This window comes from Wenyingzhuangia sp. IMCC45467 (genome assembly GCF_054111205.1).
Genome location: NZ_CM134196.1, coordinates 237,600 through 256,623, shown reverse-complemented (window position 1 = coordinate 256,623; position 19,024 = coordinate 237,600). Strand labels below are relative to the sequence as shown.

22 protein-coding genes are annotated in these 19,024 nt (G+C 28.2%); all 22 read left to right on the top strand.

Annotated elements, in window-relative coordinates; genetic code table 11:
- Positions 1-88 precede the first annotated feature (88 nt).
- Entirely contained in the window at positions 89-586 is a 498-nt protein-coding gene (locus ACXGQT_RS01150) for a hypothetical protein (protein ID WP_457829598.1), read from the top strand.
- Positions 587-803: 217 nt separating this feature from the next.
- Positions 804-1,577 (top strand): YARHG domain-containing protein, encoded by a 774-nt coding sequence (locus tag ACXGQT_RS01145; protein ID WP_457829597.1) that lies wholly within the window; start codon positions 804-806, stop codon positions 1,575-1,577.
- A 253-nt stretch (positions 1,578-1,830) separates the two neighbouring features.
- Positions 1,831-2,364 carry a hypothetical protein gene (locus ACXGQT_RS01140; RefSeq protein ID WP_457829596.1) on the top strand — a complete coding sequence of 178 codons (534 nt, stop codon included), beginning with the start codon at positions 1,831-1,833 and terminating at the stop codon, positions 2,362-2,364.
- 202 nt (positions 2,365-2,566) lie between these two features.
- A complete protein-coding gene (locus ACXGQT_RS01135; protein ID WP_457829595.1) occupies positions 2,567-3,073 on the top strand; it encodes a hypothetical protein in 507 nt (168 codons plus the stop codon).
- 308 nt (positions 3,074-3,381) lie between these two features.
- Positions 3,382-3,879 carry a hypothetical protein gene (locus tag ACXGQT_RS01130; protein WP_457829594.1) on the top strand — a complete coding sequence of 166 codons (498 nt, stop codon included), beginning with the start codon at positions 3,382-3,384 and terminating at the stop codon, positions 3,877-3,879.
- Between the two features lie 235 nt (positions 3,880-4,114).
- Positions 4,115-4,714, top strand: coding sequence for a hypothetical protein (locus tag ACXGQT_RS01125; RefSeq protein WP_457829593.1), 600 nt, complete (start codon positions 4,115-4,117; stop codon positions 4,712-4,714).
- A 278-nt stretch (positions 4,715-4,992) separates the two neighbouring features.
- Positions 4,993-5,454, top strand: coding sequence for a helix-turn-helix domain-containing protein (locus tag ACXGQT_RS01120; RefSeq protein WP_457829545.1), 462 nt, complete (start codon positions 4,993-4,995; stop codon positions 5,452-5,454).
- Positions 5,382-6,248, top strand: a complete 867-nt coding sequence (locus tag ACXGQT_RS01115) for an IS3 family transposase (protein ID WP_457830793.1) — start codon at positions 5,382-5,384, stop codon at positions 6,246-6,248. The genes ACXGQT_RS01120 and ACXGQT_RS01115 overlap by 73 nt, the downstream gene beginning before the upstream one ends.
- A 338-nt stretch (positions 6,249-6,586) precedes the next feature.
- Positions 6,587-6,988, top strand: coding sequence for a hypothetical protein (locus ACXGQT_RS01110; protein WP_457829592.1), 402 nt, complete (start codon positions 6,587-6,589; stop codon positions 6,986-6,988).
- Positions 6,989-7,209: 221 nt separating this feature from the next.
- Complete coding sequence (locus tag ACXGQT_RS01105; RefSeq protein ID WP_457829591.1) at positions 7,210-7,638, top strand: hypothetical protein; 429 nt, start codon at positions 7,210-7,212, stop codon at positions 7,636-7,638.
- A 3-nt stretch (positions 7,639-7,641) separates the two neighbouring features.
- Positions 7,642-7,986: a hypothetical protein gene (locus ACXGQT_RS01100; protein WP_457829590.1), complete on the top strand. Its 345-nt coding sequence runs from the start codon at positions 7,642-7,644 to the stop codon at positions 7,984-7,986.
- 261 nt (positions 7,987-8,247) lie between these two features.
- Positions 8,248-8,952: an SIMPL domain-containing protein gene (locus ACXGQT_RS01095; protein WP_457829589.1), complete on the top strand. Its 705-nt coding sequence runs from the start codon at positions 8,248-8,250 to the stop codon at positions 8,950-8,952.
- A gap of 784 nt (positions 8,953-9,736) precedes the next feature.
- Positions 9,737-10,324, top strand: coding sequence for a hypothetical protein (locus ACXGQT_RS01090; RefSeq protein WP_457829588.1), 588 nt, complete (start codon positions 9,737-9,739; stop codon positions 10,322-10,324).
- Positions 10,325-11,143: 819 nt separating this feature from the next.
- The gene (locus ACXGQT_RS01085; protein ID WP_457829587.1) at positions 11,144-11,722 is read left to right on the top strand and encodes a hypothetical protein; all 579 of its coding nucleotides are present in this window, start codon (positions 11,144-11,146) and stop codon (positions 11,720-11,722) included.
- 318 nt (positions 11,723-12,040) lie between these two features.
- Positions 12,041-12,817, top strand: a complete 777-nt coding sequence (locus tag ACXGQT_RS01080) for a hypothetical protein (RefSeq protein WP_457829586.1) — start codon at positions 12,041-12,043, stop codon at positions 12,815-12,817.
- Positions 12,818-12,947: 130 nt separating this feature from the next.
- Positions 12,948-13,574 (top strand): hypothetical protein, encoded by a 627-nt coding sequence (locus ACXGQT_RS01075; protein WP_457829585.1) that lies wholly within the window; start codon positions 12,948-12,950, stop codon positions 13,572-13,574.
- Between the two features lie 236 nt (positions 13,575-13,810).
- Entirely contained in the window at positions 13,811-14,182 is a 372-nt protein-coding gene (locus ACXGQT_RS01070; RefSeq protein ID WP_457829584.1) for a hypothetical protein, read from the top strand.
- 323 nt (positions 14,183-14,505) lie between these two features.
- On the top strand, positions 14,506-15,300 hold the full coding sequence (locus ACXGQT_RS01065) for a hypothetical protein (protein WP_457829583.1): 795 nt from the start codon (positions 14,506-14,508) through the stop codon (positions 15,298-15,300).
- Between the two features lie 816 nt (positions 15,301-16,116).
- Positions 16,117-16,764, top strand: coding sequence for a hypothetical protein (locus ACXGQT_RS01060; protein WP_457829582.1), 648 nt, complete (start codon positions 16,117-16,119; stop codon positions 16,762-16,764).
- 160 nt (positions 16,765-16,924) lie between these two features.
- Positions 16,925-17,656: a hypothetical protein gene (locus tag ACXGQT_RS01055; protein ID WP_457829581.1), complete on the top strand. Its 732-nt coding sequence runs from the start codon at positions 16,925-16,927 to the stop codon at positions 17,654-17,656.
- A gap of 214 nt (positions 17,657-17,870) precedes the next feature.
- Positions 17,871-18,407, top strand: coding sequence for a YcxB family protein (locus ACXGQT_RS01050; protein ID WP_457829580.1), 537 nt, complete (start codon positions 17,871-17,873; stop codon positions 18,405-18,407).
- A gap of 6 nt (positions 18,408-18,413) precedes the next feature.
- Positions 18,414-18,875 carry a hypothetical protein gene (locus ACXGQT_RS01045; RefSeq protein ID WP_457829579.1) on the top strand — a complete coding sequence of 154 codons (462 nt, stop codon included), beginning with the start codon at positions 18,414-18,416 and terminating at the stop codon, positions 18,873-18,875.
- The last annotated feature ends 149 nt before the right edge of the window (positions 18,876-19,024 follow it).

Sequence of the window (19,024 nt, the reverse complement as noted above, 5' to 3'; positions counted from 1 at the left end):
AACAAAAAGCTTCGGCTTAGTACGTGTTCGAAAATCTTGTCGATTTTCAACCCCGCACAAAGCCTAGCCAAAACCGTTACCCAACATTTTGAAGAACGTCACGAAAAATAATCTTGAACTGAATTTAAAAGAGGCTACTTCTACTCTATTAGAAATGGCGAGAAACTCTTGTTGGAATAACATTTCGGAAAATACGAGCTACATAATTTCGGAAATCAAAAATGACTCTCGAAATTTTAAAATCCAGAGACTTGAAAGGAAAAAAGCGAATCGGAAAAAGAAACCTGTAACTCTGAAAAAAGCAACAACTGAATTAAAATCGATTTACGAAAACCTATACGACATCAATCTGGAAGTTTTTAAAAGTCGGAAAAACAAAACTATTGTTGATATTCGGTATTATCCGAAATCAGCACTTGAATCTGACCATTATGAGAAAATTAAAAATAACGAACCAATGCTACATTGTAAAGTTGGTATTCCACCTTATGTAAGTGACAAGTCAAAAAAATATGACGTGAATTGGGAACTTGGCGGAATAAGACACGAATGGAACACATTTTGGAACAGAATCCAACTCAAATGAAAATACAGAAACCGAATAAAAAACGTTGGGTAACAATGTATAACCGCAATTACGGCGGATTCGACTACGTCCGAATCCACTCGGAATTGCTAAGGTCAGTGCTAAACCGAAAATCATTAACTTTAAACCCGTAACTGACGGTTATACGTGACCGTTGTGGGCAATTGCTGAAAAAATTATAAAATTGAAAAAATATATTCTTTTTATTATAATTATAATGTCTAAAATCACTGGATTTTCTCAGTCGAAAGATAAAATTCTATCCGAAATGAGAATTTACAGAAATGAAATCTTTGCAAGACATGGTATGAAATTTAAATCAGAAGATTTAAACAAATATTTTAGTGCAATGGAATGGTATGAATCCAAAGACAATTTTAATATAAATCAATTATCTGAAAAAGAAATTTTAGCTGCAGAAACAATAAAACTATTTGAAAATAAATATCCTGAATTTACAAATAATGACAAAGAGACAGTTGTTGAGATTTTTGAATTCATTAAAAAATTTACTTATAAAAATATCGAAATCATTAATTCAACTATAGATAATTATGACAATTTATTGGGTAAGGATACTATTCACACAACAGTAATAGAAAAAAAATTTAATGAATTTATTTTAGAATATTCATTCTCAAAAGAGAACAAAAAAATTTGGTTTGAAACTCATAAAAATCCATACTTGAGAATTGGAGATCATGAAATTCTTGATAATTATGAAAACTATTTTATAAAAGGATATATGGCCACAAAGTATACTATCGCTAGAAGTATGGAAATGTTTAATTTACCTTTAAAAGAATATCAAATAAATATTGGTTTAAGTTCTATACGAAGAGAAGGATTAACTATTGAAAAAAATGAATATGAAGAATATCTAAATAATTTCAATGACAATTTGTTATTGTTACCATATGATGAAAGTGGAGGCGGATTATATATTTGGTTTGAACCATTAAATAAGTTTATAGACTTTTATCATCCATAATCAACTACCCACAACAACGGCTAAACTTCATGCGGGTTCTGTGCTTTCTCAAAGTTTTGTGTATATTTACTAAGTCGCCAAATCTTGTTGATTTGGCTTTGTGAAATCAAAAAAACAAATTCAAACAAAAAGCTTCGGCTTAGTACGTGTTCGAAAATCTGGCCGATTTTCAACCCCGCACAAAGCCTAGCCAAAACCGTTACCTACAATTATGAAAAACATTCGAATTTCATTTATAATTCTTCTGACTTTTATGTCATTTTTCTTATTTGGACAAGATGATTCAAGATACACAGATGGAAACGGATTTGACTCTGTTTTTCAAAATTTAGAATCGGGAAATTTTAGCGGAACGATAAACGGAGTTTTAATTGTGAGAGATTCTGAAAACAAGGAATCTTTATTAGATTTTCAAGGCAGTTACGCAAAATTGGAAATAGAAAAAGATGAAGACGAAGTTTATGATGTGAGTTATAAAAAATATACTGGAAAAACAACAAGCGGAAAAACGGAAATAAAATACGAAACTTACGCTTACGCAAACTCGATTGGAATTGAATTTAATGGAGAATATTATAATTTATCATTAATCGATGGAGCTTGTGATTTAGTCATTAACGGACTTGAATACTCTTATAAATCTGAAAAAAATGCTGAATATCTAATTATAAGAATTACGAAAGAAATAGAATTAATGAATCGTTATGATAGCAAAATTAGAAAAACAATAAAACTTTTACCAAACTCGACTTTGGTTTTCGCAATTAATCGGAATAAAAAACTGTAGGTAACACCGGCTAAACTTCATGCGGGTTTTGTGCCAACTTCAAAGTTTTGTGTATATTTACTAAGTCGCCAAATCTTGTTGATTTGGCTTTGTGAAATTAAAAGAAACAAATCCAAACAAAAAGCTTCGGCTTAGTACGTGTTCGAAAATCTCGTCGATTTTCACCCCCGCACAAAGCCTAGCCAAAACCGTTACCTAACATTTGAAAAAAACGACATTATACATACAAGTTATTATTCTAATTTTTAGCTTATTGAGTTGTAACAACTCTAAAAAAACTGAAAAATTACCAAAAACTGAAAAATATGAAAAATTGATTGGTAAATGGAAAGTCATTAAATCAAATTTCCTACCATTCGAACATATTTCTTTTTGTGAAAAACTGAACTTAAATTCTATTTTCGAATTTGATGAATATGGAGTTTTAAATGTTTACGAAAATGAAAAATATAGACAGAATTGTAATGAAAATCAAACATTTTGGATTGAAGGAAATGAACTTGTGATATTTGAATATGATTTTGGGTTTTCATACGAAATAATAAAACTAACATCTGACTCTTTAAGAATCAAGACAGAACAAGTGCCTAAATATTTATATAAAAATATGACAATTCAAAATGCGAGTGAATTTACAAGTGAGAAAATAGAGTTTGTTGAAAAAAATGGAATTATAATTACCTTAGAAAAGGTAAAAAATATTAAGTAATATTTTGAAAAAAAGTACTAAAACAAACTGAATTAACTAAAATATATTTTTTTAAAATGGAAAATTATATATCATAAATAAAAACGTTAGGTAACACCGGCTAAACTTCATGCGGGTTTTGTGCTTACTTCAAAGTTTTGTGTATATTTACTAAGTCGCCAAATCTTGTTGATTTGGCTTAGTTAAAACCAAAGAAACAAATCCAAACAAAAAGCTTCGGCTTAGTACGTGTTCGAAAATCTGGTCGATTTTCAAGCCCGCACAAAGCCTAGCCAAACACGTTGGGTAACAGCAAAAAAAAATGAAAAATGAAAAAGAAAATTATGTTACTAATCTTAATATTTTCATTGAGTATTAGTTTTCAAGCTCAGACAAAATTTGAAAATTTAACAGATAAAAAAGGTTTTGAATTTCTGAATAATCTAAATTTAAACATCATTAGTTTAGTTCCAACCCAAGAGGAATATGAAAGTTTTAATGAAAAAATATATAACAATATTATACCTGTAGAATATATAAAGTACATAGATTCTATAGATTACTCGAAATTCAATAATAAATTGTCATTCATTAAAATTTATTTACAAAATAGATCTTACAGAAGTCAAAACACATATGAGATAAAAAAGATGAAAAGAAAAGATTCGTTGTTATTGACAAATATTCATCTTGATATGAAAATAAAAGACGATATAATAGATTATAAAGAATATCAGAATCAAAAAATTGAATATGAGATAATTGAAAAAAAATTAAAAGATAAAAAAATACAACATCGAATTGTTTTTTTTAAAACTATCAATTAATATTGAGTTCAAAGCCATTACCCAACACCGGCTAAACTTCATGCGGGTTTTGTGCTTACTTCAAAGTTTTGTGTATATTTACTAAGTCGCCAAATCTTGTTGATTTGGCTTTGTGAAAACCAAAAGAAACAAAACCAAACAAAAAGCTTCGGCTTAGTCCGTAATCGAAAATCTTATCGATTTTCAAGCCCGCACAAAGCCTAGCCAAAACCGTTGTAGTACATTAACGAAAAAAATGAAAGAAAATAAATTCTTAGATAAATTTAGCAACAAATCTAACTCTGAATTGAGAGAGATTATTCTTGAAAAAGAAAAATATAATAGTAAGGCTATAGATGCTGCAAAGGAACTGCTGGAAAAACGAGAAATAAATGAGAACTCTATAAAAACAAACAACATTGATTTTGAAAGTACCTCTATCAAAACCGAAAATGAGGAAGTAATTGAAAATTTAAAAAACCTTCCAGAATTATATTCAAAGCGAGCTATAATTATATTCTCTATTTTATTTACTCCGTTGGTTGGAAGTATTTTAATGTTTAAAAATCTTAAAAAAGTCGAAAACACTCCAGGACAATTTTTAGTCATCTTGTATGGTATTTTCTACAACAAACTTTCTTTCTGGATAATTAAATATTTGAATTTAAACTTCTTCAGTTATTTGTTTGTTATGAATGTTATTGGTGCAGTCATTTTAGCTGTATTTATCTGGAAAATATTAATCGGAAACGACTTCCAGTACTCGAAAAAAAGCAATAAAAGCCCTTTTTTAATTATTTTAGGGGTAATCGGAGTTTTTATTGCTTTAATTACTCTATTGGTATTACTTAACTAAACAGATTGAAAAACGTACTACAACACCGGCTAAACTTCATGCGGGTTTTGTGCTTACTTCAAAGTTTTGTGTATATTTACTAAGTCGCCAAATCTTGTTGATTTGGCTTAGTTTAACTAAAAAGTACAAAACCAAACAAAAAGCTTCGGCTTAGTGCATAATCGAAAATCCGCAGATTTTCTCCCCGCACTAATCCTAGCCAAAACCGTTGTAGGTAATTTACCAAATTGTAATTTCCTGAAATAGGTTGACTAAAAATTAAACACTTTAGTTAAACTATGGACACAAACAAAAAAACACCCTGTCGAAAAAAAAACTACGAAAAAGTTACTTTTCAACACAAATTATTTGTCATTGACCAAATTCAAAATGGTCAAATATCTGTAAACTTTGCTGCTAAGAAATATAACATTTCTAGATCTACCATTTCTTATTGGTTAAATAAATACAGTACTTTGCATCAACAAAATACAGGTATGAGTAAACTAAACGAAATAAAAAAATTAAAGCAACGTATTGAAGAATTGGAGTTTGTAAAAGACTTTCAACAGGATATCATTGCAGATATGGAAATCATTACAGGTGTCGATATGTCAAAAAAGTCATTGCCCGAAACATTAGCAAAAGAGATAGAAATAAAGAAGATAAACCTTTTAAAAGAAAATGGATCTATCAATGCTTCGGGGTCAGTAAACAAGCCTTCTACAAAAGAATCAAAACACTCGAAAACAAAGAAATAAACGATAAAAAAAGAATCATAATGGTCCAAAAATATCGTAAAAATGTTGGACAAAGATCTGGTGGTATAAAACTTCATAAAGAACTTAAAGAGCAGATGATTGGACAAAATATATACATCGGAAGAGACAAGTTTTATCGTTTTTTAAGACAATATAACTTGCTGGTGCCTAGGATTAAAAACTACCATACTACAACAAACTCAAATCATCAGTTTAGAAAGTATAAAAACATCGTAAAAAAACAAGTACCTACAAGACCTGAACAGCTTTGGGTGACGGATATAACCTATATTAAAACCCAACATGGACATAATTATTTAGCATTGGTAACAGATGCCTATTCTAAGCAAATTATGGGTTATAACCTTGCAAACCATATGAGAACATCCCTTTGTACCCAAGCGCTCGCTATGGCTATTAAAAACAGGAAATACCCTAATAAAAAACTTATTCATCATTCAGATAGAGGGTTTCAATATTGCAACCCCAAATACACCGAATTTGCTGAAAATAATGGAATGACAATGAGTATGACAGAACAATACGACCCTTATGAAAATGCCCTAGCTGAGAGAATTAATCAAACTTTGAAATACGAATACGGACTAAAATTAACAATCAAAAACACAGCTATTGCTCAGAAAATGACAAAACAAGCTGTTTATATTTATAATAATCTTAGAACGCATTTTAGTCTTGATTTAAGAAAGCCGGCTGAAGTACATCTAAATCCAAACATCAAATACAAATCATATCGTAGAAATAATGTAAATTTACCTGAACTTACTATTTAGATAAGAAGATAATCAACCTAAAAAAAGGGCAACCTATATCAGGATAAGACAAATATGAAAAAAATAATATTAATAATTGGAATAACGATAGTTTCTTTTAATTGTTATTCACAAAAGAGTTTTAATATTAAAAATGAATTTAATTCATTAAATCAGAAAGTTGAAAAACAATCAGAATGTATTAAATACTTAGAAAATCAAGATAAAGAACAAAAACTTGAAAATCTAAAATTGAAACATGAAATTGAACTTCTCCAAAACTCAAACGAATATTATAAAACACTACTTCCTATTCAGACTGGAATTTTTCGGTGATAGTTGCAATAGCAATTTTTGTAGTGGGATATATCATACCGAGAACAAATGAAAAAAAATACAAAGAATATTTAGAGGTATTAAAATTAGAAATCAAAGGATTTAGAAATGAATTTAAGACATCTGTGTCTTTTTTAGATATGGTTAGATTGTACAATGAAAACAATATTATTTCAGGAATTAAATCTGGTTTAAACTGTTTGAAATATTTATCTGAAGTTGAAACATACAAAAATGCAAAAAGAACAAGATTAGCATTTGGTTACATGATAAAACTTACAAAAAAAATAAGTAACTCAAAACTAGATGAAATAATAAAAGAAAAATCAATAGATTATAATGATTTAATTGAAGCTTTAAACAAATCTAAATACAAAAACGAATACATAACCGAATTGAACGAGTTTAGACAAAATTATAAATAAACATACCTACAACACCGGCTAAACTTCATGCGGGTTTTGTGCTTACTTCAAAGTTTTGTGTATATTTACTAGGTCGCCAAATCTTGTTGATTTGGCTTAGTTTAACTAAAAAATACAAATCCAAACAAAAAGCTTCGGCTTAGTACGTAATCGAAAATCTTGTCGATTTTCAATCCCGCACAAAGCCTAGCCAAAACCGTTGTGTGTAATTACCCAGAAAAATGTTTAAAGGAGAAAAAACAGAAGGAATTGAATTTTATAAATTGTTATTTGAATCAAGTGAATTTACTTCTGAGTTAGGAAAAATAACTTTAGCATCATGTAAACCTGAAACTGAATTGATTCTTTTCTATCTCCGAAAAAACATCTCCAATAAATCACTCACCAAAAGTACTTTAGGTAAACTAATTCAAATAGGAGAAAGAAACGAACTACTAGATGAAAATTTACTAGAAGCACTAAAACAAATTTTAAGAGAACGAAATTATTTTACTCATAATATCTATTTGCTTTTAAATGGAAATATTAAAGAAACAATTTTTCCGAAAGAAGACTTACTAGATACAGATGTAATTTCTTATCAAATTATGGCAAGCGACTTAAAGGAAAGCTTGTTAAATATTTCAGAAGTAATAAAATCTAAAAATTAAAACGTGGATGTATTAATAGAAATTATATTGGAAGGAATTCTTTATGGGCTTTGGAATCTTCTCAAAAAAGGATATTATTTTTTAAGAAAAACAATATTTGGAATCCCCTTTCCAAAAGATTCAAATCAAGAAGAAAAAAAACTTGAGAGAAAATATCTTTATCGAAAAATTAAATTAACTGATAACATAAATTTAAAACTAACAAAAAGTATGTCTGGAGAATTAGTTGAAGTTATTTCTAAAGATTTATTTTTTGCAGAATTCAGAGACGAAAAAGGAAATCTAATCGAATTTAAAAATGAATTAGTTCACAAAATAAGCAGAAGTCAATTTGAAATAATTAAATAAATTATATTCTTTGATTATAAATGAATATTGGAATCGCTCATAAAAACTACACACAACACCGGCTAAACTTCATGCGGGTTTTGTGCTTACTTCAAAGTTTTGTGTATATTTACTAAGTCGCCAAATCTTGTTGATTTGGCTTTGTGAAATCAAAAGAAACAAAACCAAACAAAAAGCTTAGGCTTAGTCCATGTTCGAAAATCTTGTCGATTTTCTTCCCGCACAAAGCCTAGCCAAAACCGTTGCCAAACATTAAATTCTATGAAAAATATAATTTTAATATTAAGTCTAATATTCTTCACAAAAAATTATTCACAAGAAAAGAATTTCATTGATAAATCATATTTAGAAACACAAGCTGTAGTTGATACATTAGTAGTTCCTGACTTAATACATATTTCAATTTCCCTGAAAGAAGAAAATACAAAAGGGAAAATCTCAATTGAAGAACTCGAGAATAAAATGAATGAGCATTTAACTCTAATCGGAATTGATTTAAAAAAACAACTTACACTAATAGATATAGGAAGTAATTTCAAAAAATACTTTTTAAAAGACACAGATATATTAAAAAATAAAACGTTTAACTTAATAGTTTATGATGCTTCTACAGCTGGAAAAGTTATCAAAGAACTAGAACAAATAGGAATATCAAATGTTGATTTAAGTAAAACTGAATTATCTAATATTGAAAATCTAAAAATTAAATTAAAACAGAAAGCGATTAATAAAGCTATTAAACAAGCGAAAGCAATGCTTGAACCTTTAAATCAAAATTTAGGAAATGCTATTTATATTTCAGACATTAATTCAGATCTTTCAACGGCTCTTCAAGGAAGAGTAGCTGGTGTAAGTATTAGAGGATATAATTCTATTTTTAAATCAAATGAATCTGAAAACATTGAAATTGAATTTAAAAAAATAAAAATAGAAAGTACAGTAAATATTAAATTTGAAATAGAGTAAAACGTTAGGCAACACCGGCTAAACTTCATGCGGGTTTTGTGCTAACTTCAAAGTTTTGTGTATATTTGCTAAGTCGCCAAATCTTGTTGATTTGGCTTTGTGAAATCAAAGAAACAAAACCAAACAAAAAGCTTCGGCTTAGTACGTGTCCGAAAATCTTTTCGATTTTCTTCCCGCACAAAGCCTAGCCAAAACCGTTAACTTTAACAATAGTAAAATTCGGTCGAATTTTTAGCAGTTTCAGAAATTATAAAGATTCTTAGAAAATTGAAACCACGTCTCTCCTACTTTTTTACTAAACTTTTTGCTTGCTGAAAATTTATAAACTTAAGATCTAATCGCTTCTTACTTGTTGAGAAATTTTAACTTACTGAAAGATTTCTTATTCTAAATCGTGGTTACGCTGAATTTTAAAGTAGCAACGCTGAAATAACTCTTGCGTTTAATGAAACAGTAGTTAAGTAAAAAGTTATGCTTTGAAAGTCTTTTAAAACTAAAAATGAAAAATTTAATAAAACTATAGTTTTGCTGAAATTACTCTTTCCGCTTAATGAAACAGTAGCAACGCTGAATTTTTTAGTAACTACGCTAAGTTTCAATGAAAGTTCAAAATAAAATGAAACTTATAAAATTGCAAAAGTTAACAACGCATAAAAACAATTTGGGTTTGGTTTCTTTCCCAATGTTCTGTACTTTTAAACTATAAAAATCGCTCGGTTCGAAAAGTCTTCGACGTTTTCTCCCCAAACTGATTTTTATACAAAACCGTTGCCAAACATTAGAAATGAAAATTGTAAATACAAATTTAAACTTCATTCTTCTCGAAATAATTGACGAGAAAAACTCAAATGGATTGAATTTAAAACTTACTAACACAGGTACCATTCCGAGGAAATTAGAACCAAATGATTTCAATAAATTTGAATTACAACTAAACGGAATTGAAGATAAGAAGCGTTTGAAAAATGAACTCAATAAATTCCTGAATAAATATATCGATGTTGAGAAAACTAAAGATAATTATTTAGATTTCTGGAGCGAACAAAACCAAATCGGAGAATTCAAAGTGGAAAACTATATTGAGAATATTACTGAATTAAACAGAGAAGATTGGATTATGAATTACCAAAATCTTCTAAACTCTTTCTATAAACAATATGACAAAAATACGAAAGAAACTCATTTACAATCAAAATTTCTTGAACGACTAAAAAAAATCAATGAAGATGAAATAAAAAAATATGAAAGAAAGATTGAGTTTTTCAAAAATGATAAAGAAAAAATTGAATCTTTGAAAAACAGAATGAATTTAGTATATCGAATAGAAAAAATGAGTGAAAAATTTATATCCGAATTAAATAATATCGAATAAAAACGTTAGGCAACACCGGCTAAACTTCATGCTGGTTTAGTTTTTAACTCCAATGTTTTGTCTATATTTACTAAGTCGCCAAATCTTATTGATTTGGCTTTGTTTAAACCAAAAGAAACAAAACCAAACAAAAAGCTTCGGCTTAGTACGTGTCCGAAAATCTTGTCGATTTTCAAGCCCGCACAAAGCCTAGCCAAAACCGTTAACTTAAACAATCCTTGAAATTTCTGTCGAAATTTACGCGGATGTTTAAATTGAACGGTATTCATAAGTTTGAAACCAGTGCTCACTCAAAAAAAATCAAAACGAAACTTATCTTTCTCTGCTGAAAAAAACCTTTGTCTGCGTAAAAAATGAATTGGAAAAACTTCAGTAATTGATAATTTTCTCTAGCCGATAATGATTTGTAAACTGGTATTGCGTGTTGAAGTGTACGTGAAAATCATATAAATATTTCTTTGCTCTTTATTTGAAAAATATCTAATGAAACGAAAAGTTGTTTCACTAAGTTAAGTGCTGAAATGTACGCTAAAATCACTTCGTTGATAATTTGTCTTTAATCGATGAATATTTACATGCAAAACGTTGAAATTATCGTAGCAATGCAACTTTGAAGTCGTTACGGGTATTTTGGAAACTTCTTCTATCCTAGTGAATTTTTCAGTTTGAAAAATTGCATAAGTTAACAACAGCTAAAAAACATAGCTTTTTTGTGAGTGACTAAAGTTGGTTTTCTATTTATTTTGTGTAGTTTTAGTCTGAAAAGTAATCGGCTAGCTAACTCGCTACGTTTCCTAGCTAAAACCGTTAGCTCTCATTTTGAAAAAAAGAATCTACATATTATTAATTTTTATATCATTCGGAATTATATTTTTTGTTGGAATAAGTATTTTAGAAATTTCAGTGGTCGACAAGAACACAGATAATCAAAACTATAAAAATAAAAAAAGTATAATTTCTACCTTAAAACAAAATCGAGTTCTATACTCTTATGGACTTGACACCTTAAATTGGGAAAAATATGTGGTGAAAAGAAAGGTAAATCTAGTTCAGAGTAAAATTGAACGTGACTCAACCATAACTTATAATCTTATTGCACCAATGGATACAATCACTAATTATGGTTCTACTCTATTTGTTAAACACGAAAAATCAATTTATATATCGGGACAAAAACATCGTGTAATTGAATCTAAAAAATATATTAACAAAGATATTTCACCAATGCCTTTTGATCTTTATGATTTAGTTGAGCCATACGTTGATGCGAATGGGCCATTCCTTTTCAATACGGATTATGGAATTTTGAATTTACAAGTTTGGTCGGCAGGGCTACAAATTTTGTATTTACCAAACGAATCAATAGTTGAGATTGAAAAAGAATTATTACAAAAATAAAAATCTAGAAAAAAAACAAGAGCTAACACCGGCTAAACTTCATGCGGGTTTTGTGCTTACTTCAAAGTTTTGTGTATATTTACTAAGTCGCCAAATCTTGTTGATTTGGCTTTGTGAAAACCAAAGAAACAAATCCAAACAAAAAGCTTCGGCTTAGTCCGTGTTCGAAAATCTTGTCGATTTTCTTCCCGCACAAAGCCTAGCCAAACACGTTAGCCACAAGCTCAGAACCCAATTATGATAGGAAAATGTAGACTATATGGAATAGAGACTGAACTGAGAAAAAGTCATATTGTTCCAAAATTTGCATTTGACTATATGAAGAAAACTGGTGGTAGATTTCTTCGTGGCTATGAAAATCCCAATAAAAGAATACAAGACGGAATTAAAAAATACTTATTAGGAGAAAGAGCCGAACAAGAATTTAGTAAGCGAGAAAGATGGTTTACTAATAATATTTTCTTTCCATATTTAACTGAAAATCAACAAAAGTTTGATTACGATGAAAATTTCGCATATTTCATTATTTCTGTTTTGTGGCGAGTAATTCTTGACCATTTGGATAATCCTTTGTCGGACCCAGAAAAGTTGAATTTCTTATACGAAGTTGCGGATGAATGGCGAGAATTTCTAGCAGAATCAAAATATCCTAGAAACTATAATGACCTAAATGTGATGTTAACTGATAGAATTACTTCACATACTACAAATACTCAAAATGCGGATTTATATATGTCTAGATATATAGATGCTACAATAATTATTAATGATGATTACTCAACTGTTGGTGTTTATGTCAAATTTTTAAGATTTATGTTTTGGAGTATTTTAAAAGGTAAACCAACTGAAGGGGAGAATATTAAAGTTCAATTCAATCCTAGCGTTCTTACTCTACCTCAAGTTGTGAAAGACAATTATTTTGGAGGCTTTATTTTTAGTAGAATAAAAGAAATAGACAATGGTCCTGAAGTAAGCAAAGCTCAACAGAAAAAAATAGCTGAAGAGATTATTAAAAATGAAAATAACTTTTGGGATACTGATGCTGGAAAATCTATGCAAAATGATTACAGATTAAGAAAAAAAGCCAGTGGCTAACAACGTGTATAGCTCATTACGGCTGAATTCCTAAATCGGAATTCATTGCAATTTGCTATCTTAGTTTTACAGCGGAAAATTTTACCAAATTTCCCGCAACGAGCCATACACAAACCCGTTGGGGTAAATTATGAAAAAAATACTTACATTAATTATTCTTATCCTAACTTCATGCATAAATGAAGAAAAATCTGAGTGGAAAAAAATTCAGAACTCCACAAAATTGAATGATTACACAAAATATATTTTAGATTACCCAAAAAGTAAATATGTAGTAAATTCTTTAAATAAATATCAGGAAATACATACGACAATAATTTTTCCTTGTCAAAGAGGAGTAAATAAATGTAATATTGAATTTTTACCAAACGAAAAATTATATTTCGAATACCAAAATGTTGAAATAAATAATATTGACAAAAAAATATATGAATTTCTTATTGACAAAAAAACTGAATCCACAAGTAAACTAGCTAAATTCAAAATTAAAAATATTGAAATACCTTTTAAGTATTTCGAGATAATATACACTCCTAAAGATATTAATAAATTAAGAAAATTACTATTTGAAATAAGTAAAGGAATAATTCAATATGAAGAATATATATCTGAAAAATACTTGAATAAAAAATACTCTACATTAAATAATGAAACAAAGGAAGAATTAAGGAATCTCTCTAGTATGATGATCTCCCTTTATCGTTTTGATAAATATATATTACCTCCACCACCTCCACCTCCACCTGTTGAAAGTTAATATGAAAAAACTTACCCCAACACCGGCTAAACTTCATGCGGGTTTTGTGCTTACTTCAAAGTTTTGTGTATATTTACTAAGTCGCCAAATCTTGTTGATTTGGCTTTGTGAAAACCAAAGAAACAAATCCAAACAAAAAGCTTCGGCTTAGTCCGTGTTCGAAAATCTGGCCGATTTTCAAGCCCGCACAAAGCCTAGCCAAACACGTTCTCTTCAACCTTCAAAAAATTCCCAAAATGAATATTGAAAAATGTTATGAATATTTTAACTTTTTGAACTCTGAATGTGATAAATATCTTTCTGATAAAATAGTTAATGAAGAAGAACTATTAAAAATGCAAAGTGAATTAAAAAGATTTAAATCATTGGTCAATAATTCAAATCTTTCTCTCGATATAAAAACAACTATTGAAAAAGTTACTTTGAAATATGAAGTAACCAGAAAAACGAAATTTATTAAGTTCTTGAATATGATTGTTTTTGGTCATTATACTTCTTATTATCATTTGAAAAAAATGAAAGAAAGTATAACTGATTTCAAATCTCAAGTATTAGATACTTTTTTACTTCTAAAATTAAAAAGTAATCATTCTAATTTCAAAACTTGAAAATCAACTCTACAAAAATCAGAAATGGAATAAATTTAGTCATTTATAATAAAGTATAAATATCTACTTATTTAAATAACATGAAATAAAAAGGCAAAAGAGAACACCGGCTAAACTTCATGCGGGTTTTGTGCTAACTTCAAAGTTTTGTGTATATTTACTAAGTCGCCAAATCTTGTTGATTTGGCTTTGTGAAATCAAAAGAAACAAATCCAAACAAAAAGCTTCGGCTTAGTCCGTGTTCGAAAATCTTGTCGATTTTCAAGCCCGCACAAAGCCTAGCCAAAACCGTTGTACTTAATTATCGAAAAAAATTGAAAATAATGAATATTGAAAAAGATAAAGAAATACTCATTAGCAATTTATTGAACTCCCCTAAATATGATAACTTTTCAAAAATTAATACAATTAATACAGCTGAGATTAATTATCTATATGAAACACAAATTAATTTAATTATTGATTTATATGACAGTCATGCATTTCTAATAAATAAATTCCGTTGGACTTTCGATAAATTTTATGGAGAAAAAAAACAAGCACAAAAAGTAATAACTGCCGCATTATCTAGAAATTTTCAATCTTTGTTTGTAATGATTAAACTAACATTAGAAGGAGATTTTGGATCAGCTAGAACAATAATGAGACAAACATATGAATTATTGCTAATCTCAAAATTTTTTGGAGTAACTGAAAATGAAAAAAACGCAGAAAAGTGGTTAAGGGGAAATGATTTTAATTTATATAAAACTGTACTAAAATATCTAAAAACACCCAACAATGAGTCCCTTAATGAACTGTGGAAAATTCTTTGTTATTTTAATCATAGTACTATTTATTCCAATCAAGCTCTTCCATATTGGAAAGCATGTGAAAATGATTTAGAAATGTGTTTAAGTCTAATCTATATATTAATTTGTTCTAATTATCATTTGTGTAATACAGTTTATTTAGAAATTAACCCATATGCATTATCTCTAATGAAAAGTTACTCTAAATCTGACCTTCAAAAATCGAGAAGTGACTTTAATCTTTTAAAAAATGAGTTTAAGAATCATGTCGGAAAACAAGCAATTAAAGTTAGTTATGATTATTCTAGGAAATGGAAATATGAATAAAACTAAGTACAACACCGGCTAAACTTCATGCGGGTTCTGTGCTTACTTTAAAGTTTTGTGTACATTTACTAAGTCGCCAAATCTTGTTGATTTGGCTTTGTGAAATCAAAAAAACAAATCCAAACAAAAAGCTTCGGCTTAGTCCGTGTTCGAAAATCTAGCCGATTTTCAACCCCGCACAAAGCCTAGCCAAAACCGTTAGTTTAAACAACCACGAAAATTTCTGGTCGAAATTTACGCAGTTATTTAAATCGAACGGTAATCATAAGTTTGAAACCAGTGCTGACTCAAAAAAAATCAAAACGAAACTTATCTTTCTCAGCTGAAAAAAACCTTTGTTTGCTTAAAAAATGAATTTGGGAAAATCCAGTAATTGATAATTTTTCTCTAGCCGATAATGATTTGAAAACTTGTGTTACGTGTTAAAGTGTACGTAAAAATTAAACAATATTTTCTTCTCTAATTATTTGAAAAATACTTGTAGAAAATGAAGAATTTTATAGAGTTACGTGCTGAAATGTACGCTAAAATCACTTCGTTGATAATTTGTCTTTAACCGATAAATATCTACAAGCAAAACGTTGAAATTATCGTAGCAACTCAAGATGAAAATCGTTGCGGATAATTGGGAAACTTATTTTCTCCTAATGAACTTTTAAATATGAAATAGTTGCATAAACTAACAACAGCTAAAAAACATAGCTTTTTTGTGCTTAATCAAAGTTGGTTTTCTGTTTATTTTGTGTAGTTTTAGTCTGAAAATTAATTGCTAGTTTACTCGCTACGTTTCCTTGCTAAAACCGTTGTATTTAATTTATGAAAAAATTAAAAATATTATTCATCATTTATTTTTTTATTGGGTTTTTGAATGCTTTTTCTCAAGAAATAAAAGAAATAGATAGTATTTTAAAAATCGAAAACTTTAAACATTTTAGTAAAGAATTAAGAGTTTATATCTTTGAAAGTTTTTCTGAAAATTGTATGTTTTACAGAATATACCAAAACGAACTAAATCAATGGAAAATTGAAGAATACTTTGTACATCCAGAATTAGAAAGCTTAACTTATATAAATGAAAATGACTTTTTAAATGATTCAATTATAAAGAAATCTTATAAACCTGAAAGATTTACAAAAAAGAATATAAAACCTAATAAAAATTTCGATTTTGAATGGTTAAATCTTTTAACAACAAATATTTTAGAAATTCCTGATTTATCAGAATATGAGTATAAACTTAATAAAAAAAGTGTTGAGAAAATAAATGGAAAATATGAAATAATCGAAGAGGAAGTAATTGGAATCACTGACGGTAAAACTTACATTATAAAAATAAAAAATGAAGAAAATTTAAATGAGCTAATTCTCCACAACCCTTATTCTTATATAAAATTTTATCCTGAAGTAGATGAACTAAATTATCTATCCAATTTTTTAACGAAATTTAAAGATATATTTTACTGAAAAAACTAAATACAACACCGGCTAAACTTCATGCGGGTTCTGTGCTTTCTCAAAGTTTTGTGTATATTTACTAAGTCGCCAAATCTTGTTGATTTGGCTTTGTGAAATCAAAGAAACAAATCCAAACAAAAAGCTTCGGCTTAGTACGTGTCTGAAAATCTTGTCGATTTTCAACCCCGCACAAAGCCTAGCCAAAACCGTTGTAATACATAGTGAAAAAATAAAATTCATATTAATTGGACTACTACTATTAGTCTTAAAAATTTACAGTCAAGATAAAATTGTAAAAGATTCTATTTACGGAAAATATAAATATGCATGTATTCTTAATTCAATAGAACTAGAACTTTTTGAAGATAGAACTTTCAAATTTTATTGTCATACAAAAGGTATGTTCTTCTTTTGGTCTGAAACCAAAGGTACTTTTAAACTAAAAGGAAATAAAATAATATTAAATAGCCTAACAGATTCAATACAAATTAGAAAATACCAAAATAAAATTCATAAAAGTTACAGAAAAAACAATGACTCTCTGTTTTTTAAAATAGTAGATAAAAACAAAAATCCATATTATAAAATACCTATTCAGTATTTTATAAATGGTGAAATTGTTGACATACAATTTACTGACAATTTTGGAAACTTAAGATTTAAAAAAAGAACTGAATTGGGAGTGATTAAGATTTGGGATCATCATCCCTCAACAAAAAAATTTAATACTATAGACTTAGTCTTAGATAGTATAAATAATTCATTCGAAATTCAATTGAAAGAAACAAATGGATTTGAGTTTATTCACTTTAGTGACGAAACTCTAACTTTTGAAAATAATAGATTGAAAGCTGGTAAATATCGAGATAGTGATTGTGAAAATTATTTTAGAAAACAATAATACGTATTACAACACCGGCTAAAATTAATGCGCGCTTTGGTTTATACTTCAATGTTTTGTGTATATTTACTATGTCGCCAAATCTTGTTGATTTGGCTTAGTTTAACTAAAAATACAAAACCAAACAAAAAGCTTCGGCTTAGTCCACGTTCGAAAATCCGCAGATTTTCTCCCCGCACTAATCCTAGCCAAAACCGTTGCCTTTAATACTGAAATGAACATAAACTTTCAACTTACAAATTCTGATTTTTTAGAATATCAACTTTATAATTCTTCAAAATCTCCATCTCACAAAAAAAAACGATTTAAATCTCGAATAATTGTTCCTGTGATTTATCTTTTTTTTGGGCTTTATTTGGCAAATGTAAATGACGATAATGGAATTGGAATTAAATTTGCTGGAATCGGAATATTATGGTTTGTTATTTACCCAACATATTCAAAATGGAGATATAAAAAACATTTTCAAAAGCACATTGAGGAAAATTATAAGAATAGAATTAATAAATCTGTAGAAATTAAATTTAAGGAAGACTTTATATATACGAAAGATTTTACATCTGAAAGTAAAATAAATAGTGCTGAATTAAAAGAGTTCATTGAAACAAAAAAACATTTCTTTATAAAACTGACAACTGAATTATCTTTAATTGTGCCTAAACACTCAATTGAAAGTATAGTTGAGTTTAAAAAAAAATTAACAGATTTAGGAGTTGAATACAAAAACGAACTAAATTGGAAGTGGAAATAAAAGTTAATGAAAGCATATTATTATTTATTATTTCGAATTTATAAATATTTTGAGGGTATTGAAAAAAAGAAAAATTCTTTTAATATCTCTCCCAAACAACATGTCATAGTAGAAAGTACTTTTATTTTGTATATTATTTTAATTTCAATAATTACATATTTAGAATACCTTAATTACATTCCAAAATATAATATTTCGAAAATCTACATTGTTTTGATAATGTTTATTATCGGGTTAATTAATTATTTGTTTTTTTTAAAAGGTGAAAAATATTTAAAAATGGGATTTAAGAAAGATTTAAACGGTGGAATTGTTATTGTTTCTTTTTTATTATTAATCTTATTCCTTTTTCTTAATATCGCTTCTAAGAATCGAGAAACAATATTCTCTAAAATAAATTCGGAAAAATCGAATGAATTTGAGAATAACATTAAAACTATTAAAAACAATCATCTTAATAAAAACTAGAAAAGTACTAAAGGCAACACCGGCTAAACTTCATGCGGGTTTTGTGCTTACTTCAAAGTTTTGTGTATATTTACTAGGTCGCCAAATCTTGTTGATTTGGCTTTGTGAAACCAAAGAAACAAATCCAAACAAAAAGCTTCGGCTTAGTC

Coding starts and splice junctions, on each gene's coding strand:
- ACXGQT_RS01145 (WP_457829597.1), top strand. CDS start 804: ATGTCTAAAATCACTGGATTTTCTCAGTCGAAAGATAAAATTCTATCC.
- ACXGQT_RS01140 (WP_457829596.1), top strand. CDS start 1,831: ATGTCATTTTTCTTATTTGGACAAGATGATTCAAGATACACAGATGGA.
- ACXGQT_RS01130 (WP_457829594.1), top strand. CDS start 3,382: ATGAAAAAGAAAATTATGTTACTAATCTTAATATTTTCATTGAGTATT.
- ACXGQT_RS01125 (WP_457829593.1), top strand. CDS start 4,115: ATGAAAGAAAATAAATTCTTAGATAAATTTAGCAACAAATCTAACTCT.
- ACXGQT_RS01120 (WP_457829545.1), top strand. CDS start 4,993: ATGGACACAAACAAAAAAACACCCTGTCGAAAAAAAAACTACGAAAAA.
- ACXGQT_RS01105 (WP_457829591.1), top strand. CDS start 7,210: ATGTTTAAAGGAGAAAAAACAGAAGGAATTGAATTTTATAAATTGTTA.
- ACXGQT_RS01095 (WP_457829589.1), top strand. CDS start 8,248: ATGAAAAATATAATTTTAATATTAAGTCTAATATTCTTCACAAAAAAT.
- ACXGQT_RS01090 (WP_457829588.1), top strand. CDS start 9,737: ATGAAAATTGTAAATACAAATTTAAACTTCATTCTTCTCGAAATAATT.
- ACXGQT_RS01080 (WP_457829586.1), top strand. CDS start 12,041: ATGAAGAAAACTGGTGGTAGATTTCTTCGTGGCTATGAAAATCCCAAT.
- ACXGQT_RS01075 (WP_457829585.1), top strand. CDS start 12,948: ATGAAAAAAATACTTACATTAATTATTCTTATCCTAACTTCATGCATA.
- ACXGQT_RS01070 (WP_457829584.1), top strand. CDS start 13,811: ATGAATATTGAAAAATGTTATGAATATTTTAACTTTTTGAACTCTGAA.
- ACXGQT_RS01065 (WP_457829583.1), top strand. CDS start 14,506: ATGAATATTGAAAAAGATAAAGAAATACTCATTAGCAATTTATTGAAC.
- ACXGQT_RS01060 (WP_457829582.1), top strand. CDS start 16,117: ATGAAAAAATTAAAAATATTATTCATCATTTATTTTTTTATTGGGTTT.
- ACXGQT_RS01050 (WP_457829580.1), top strand. CDS start 17,871: ATGAACATAAACTTTCAACTTACAAATTCTGATTTTTTAGAATATCAA.
- ACXGQT_RS01045 (WP_457829579.1), top strand. CDS start 18,414: ATGAAAGCATATTATTATTTATTATTTCGAATTTATAAATATTTTGAG.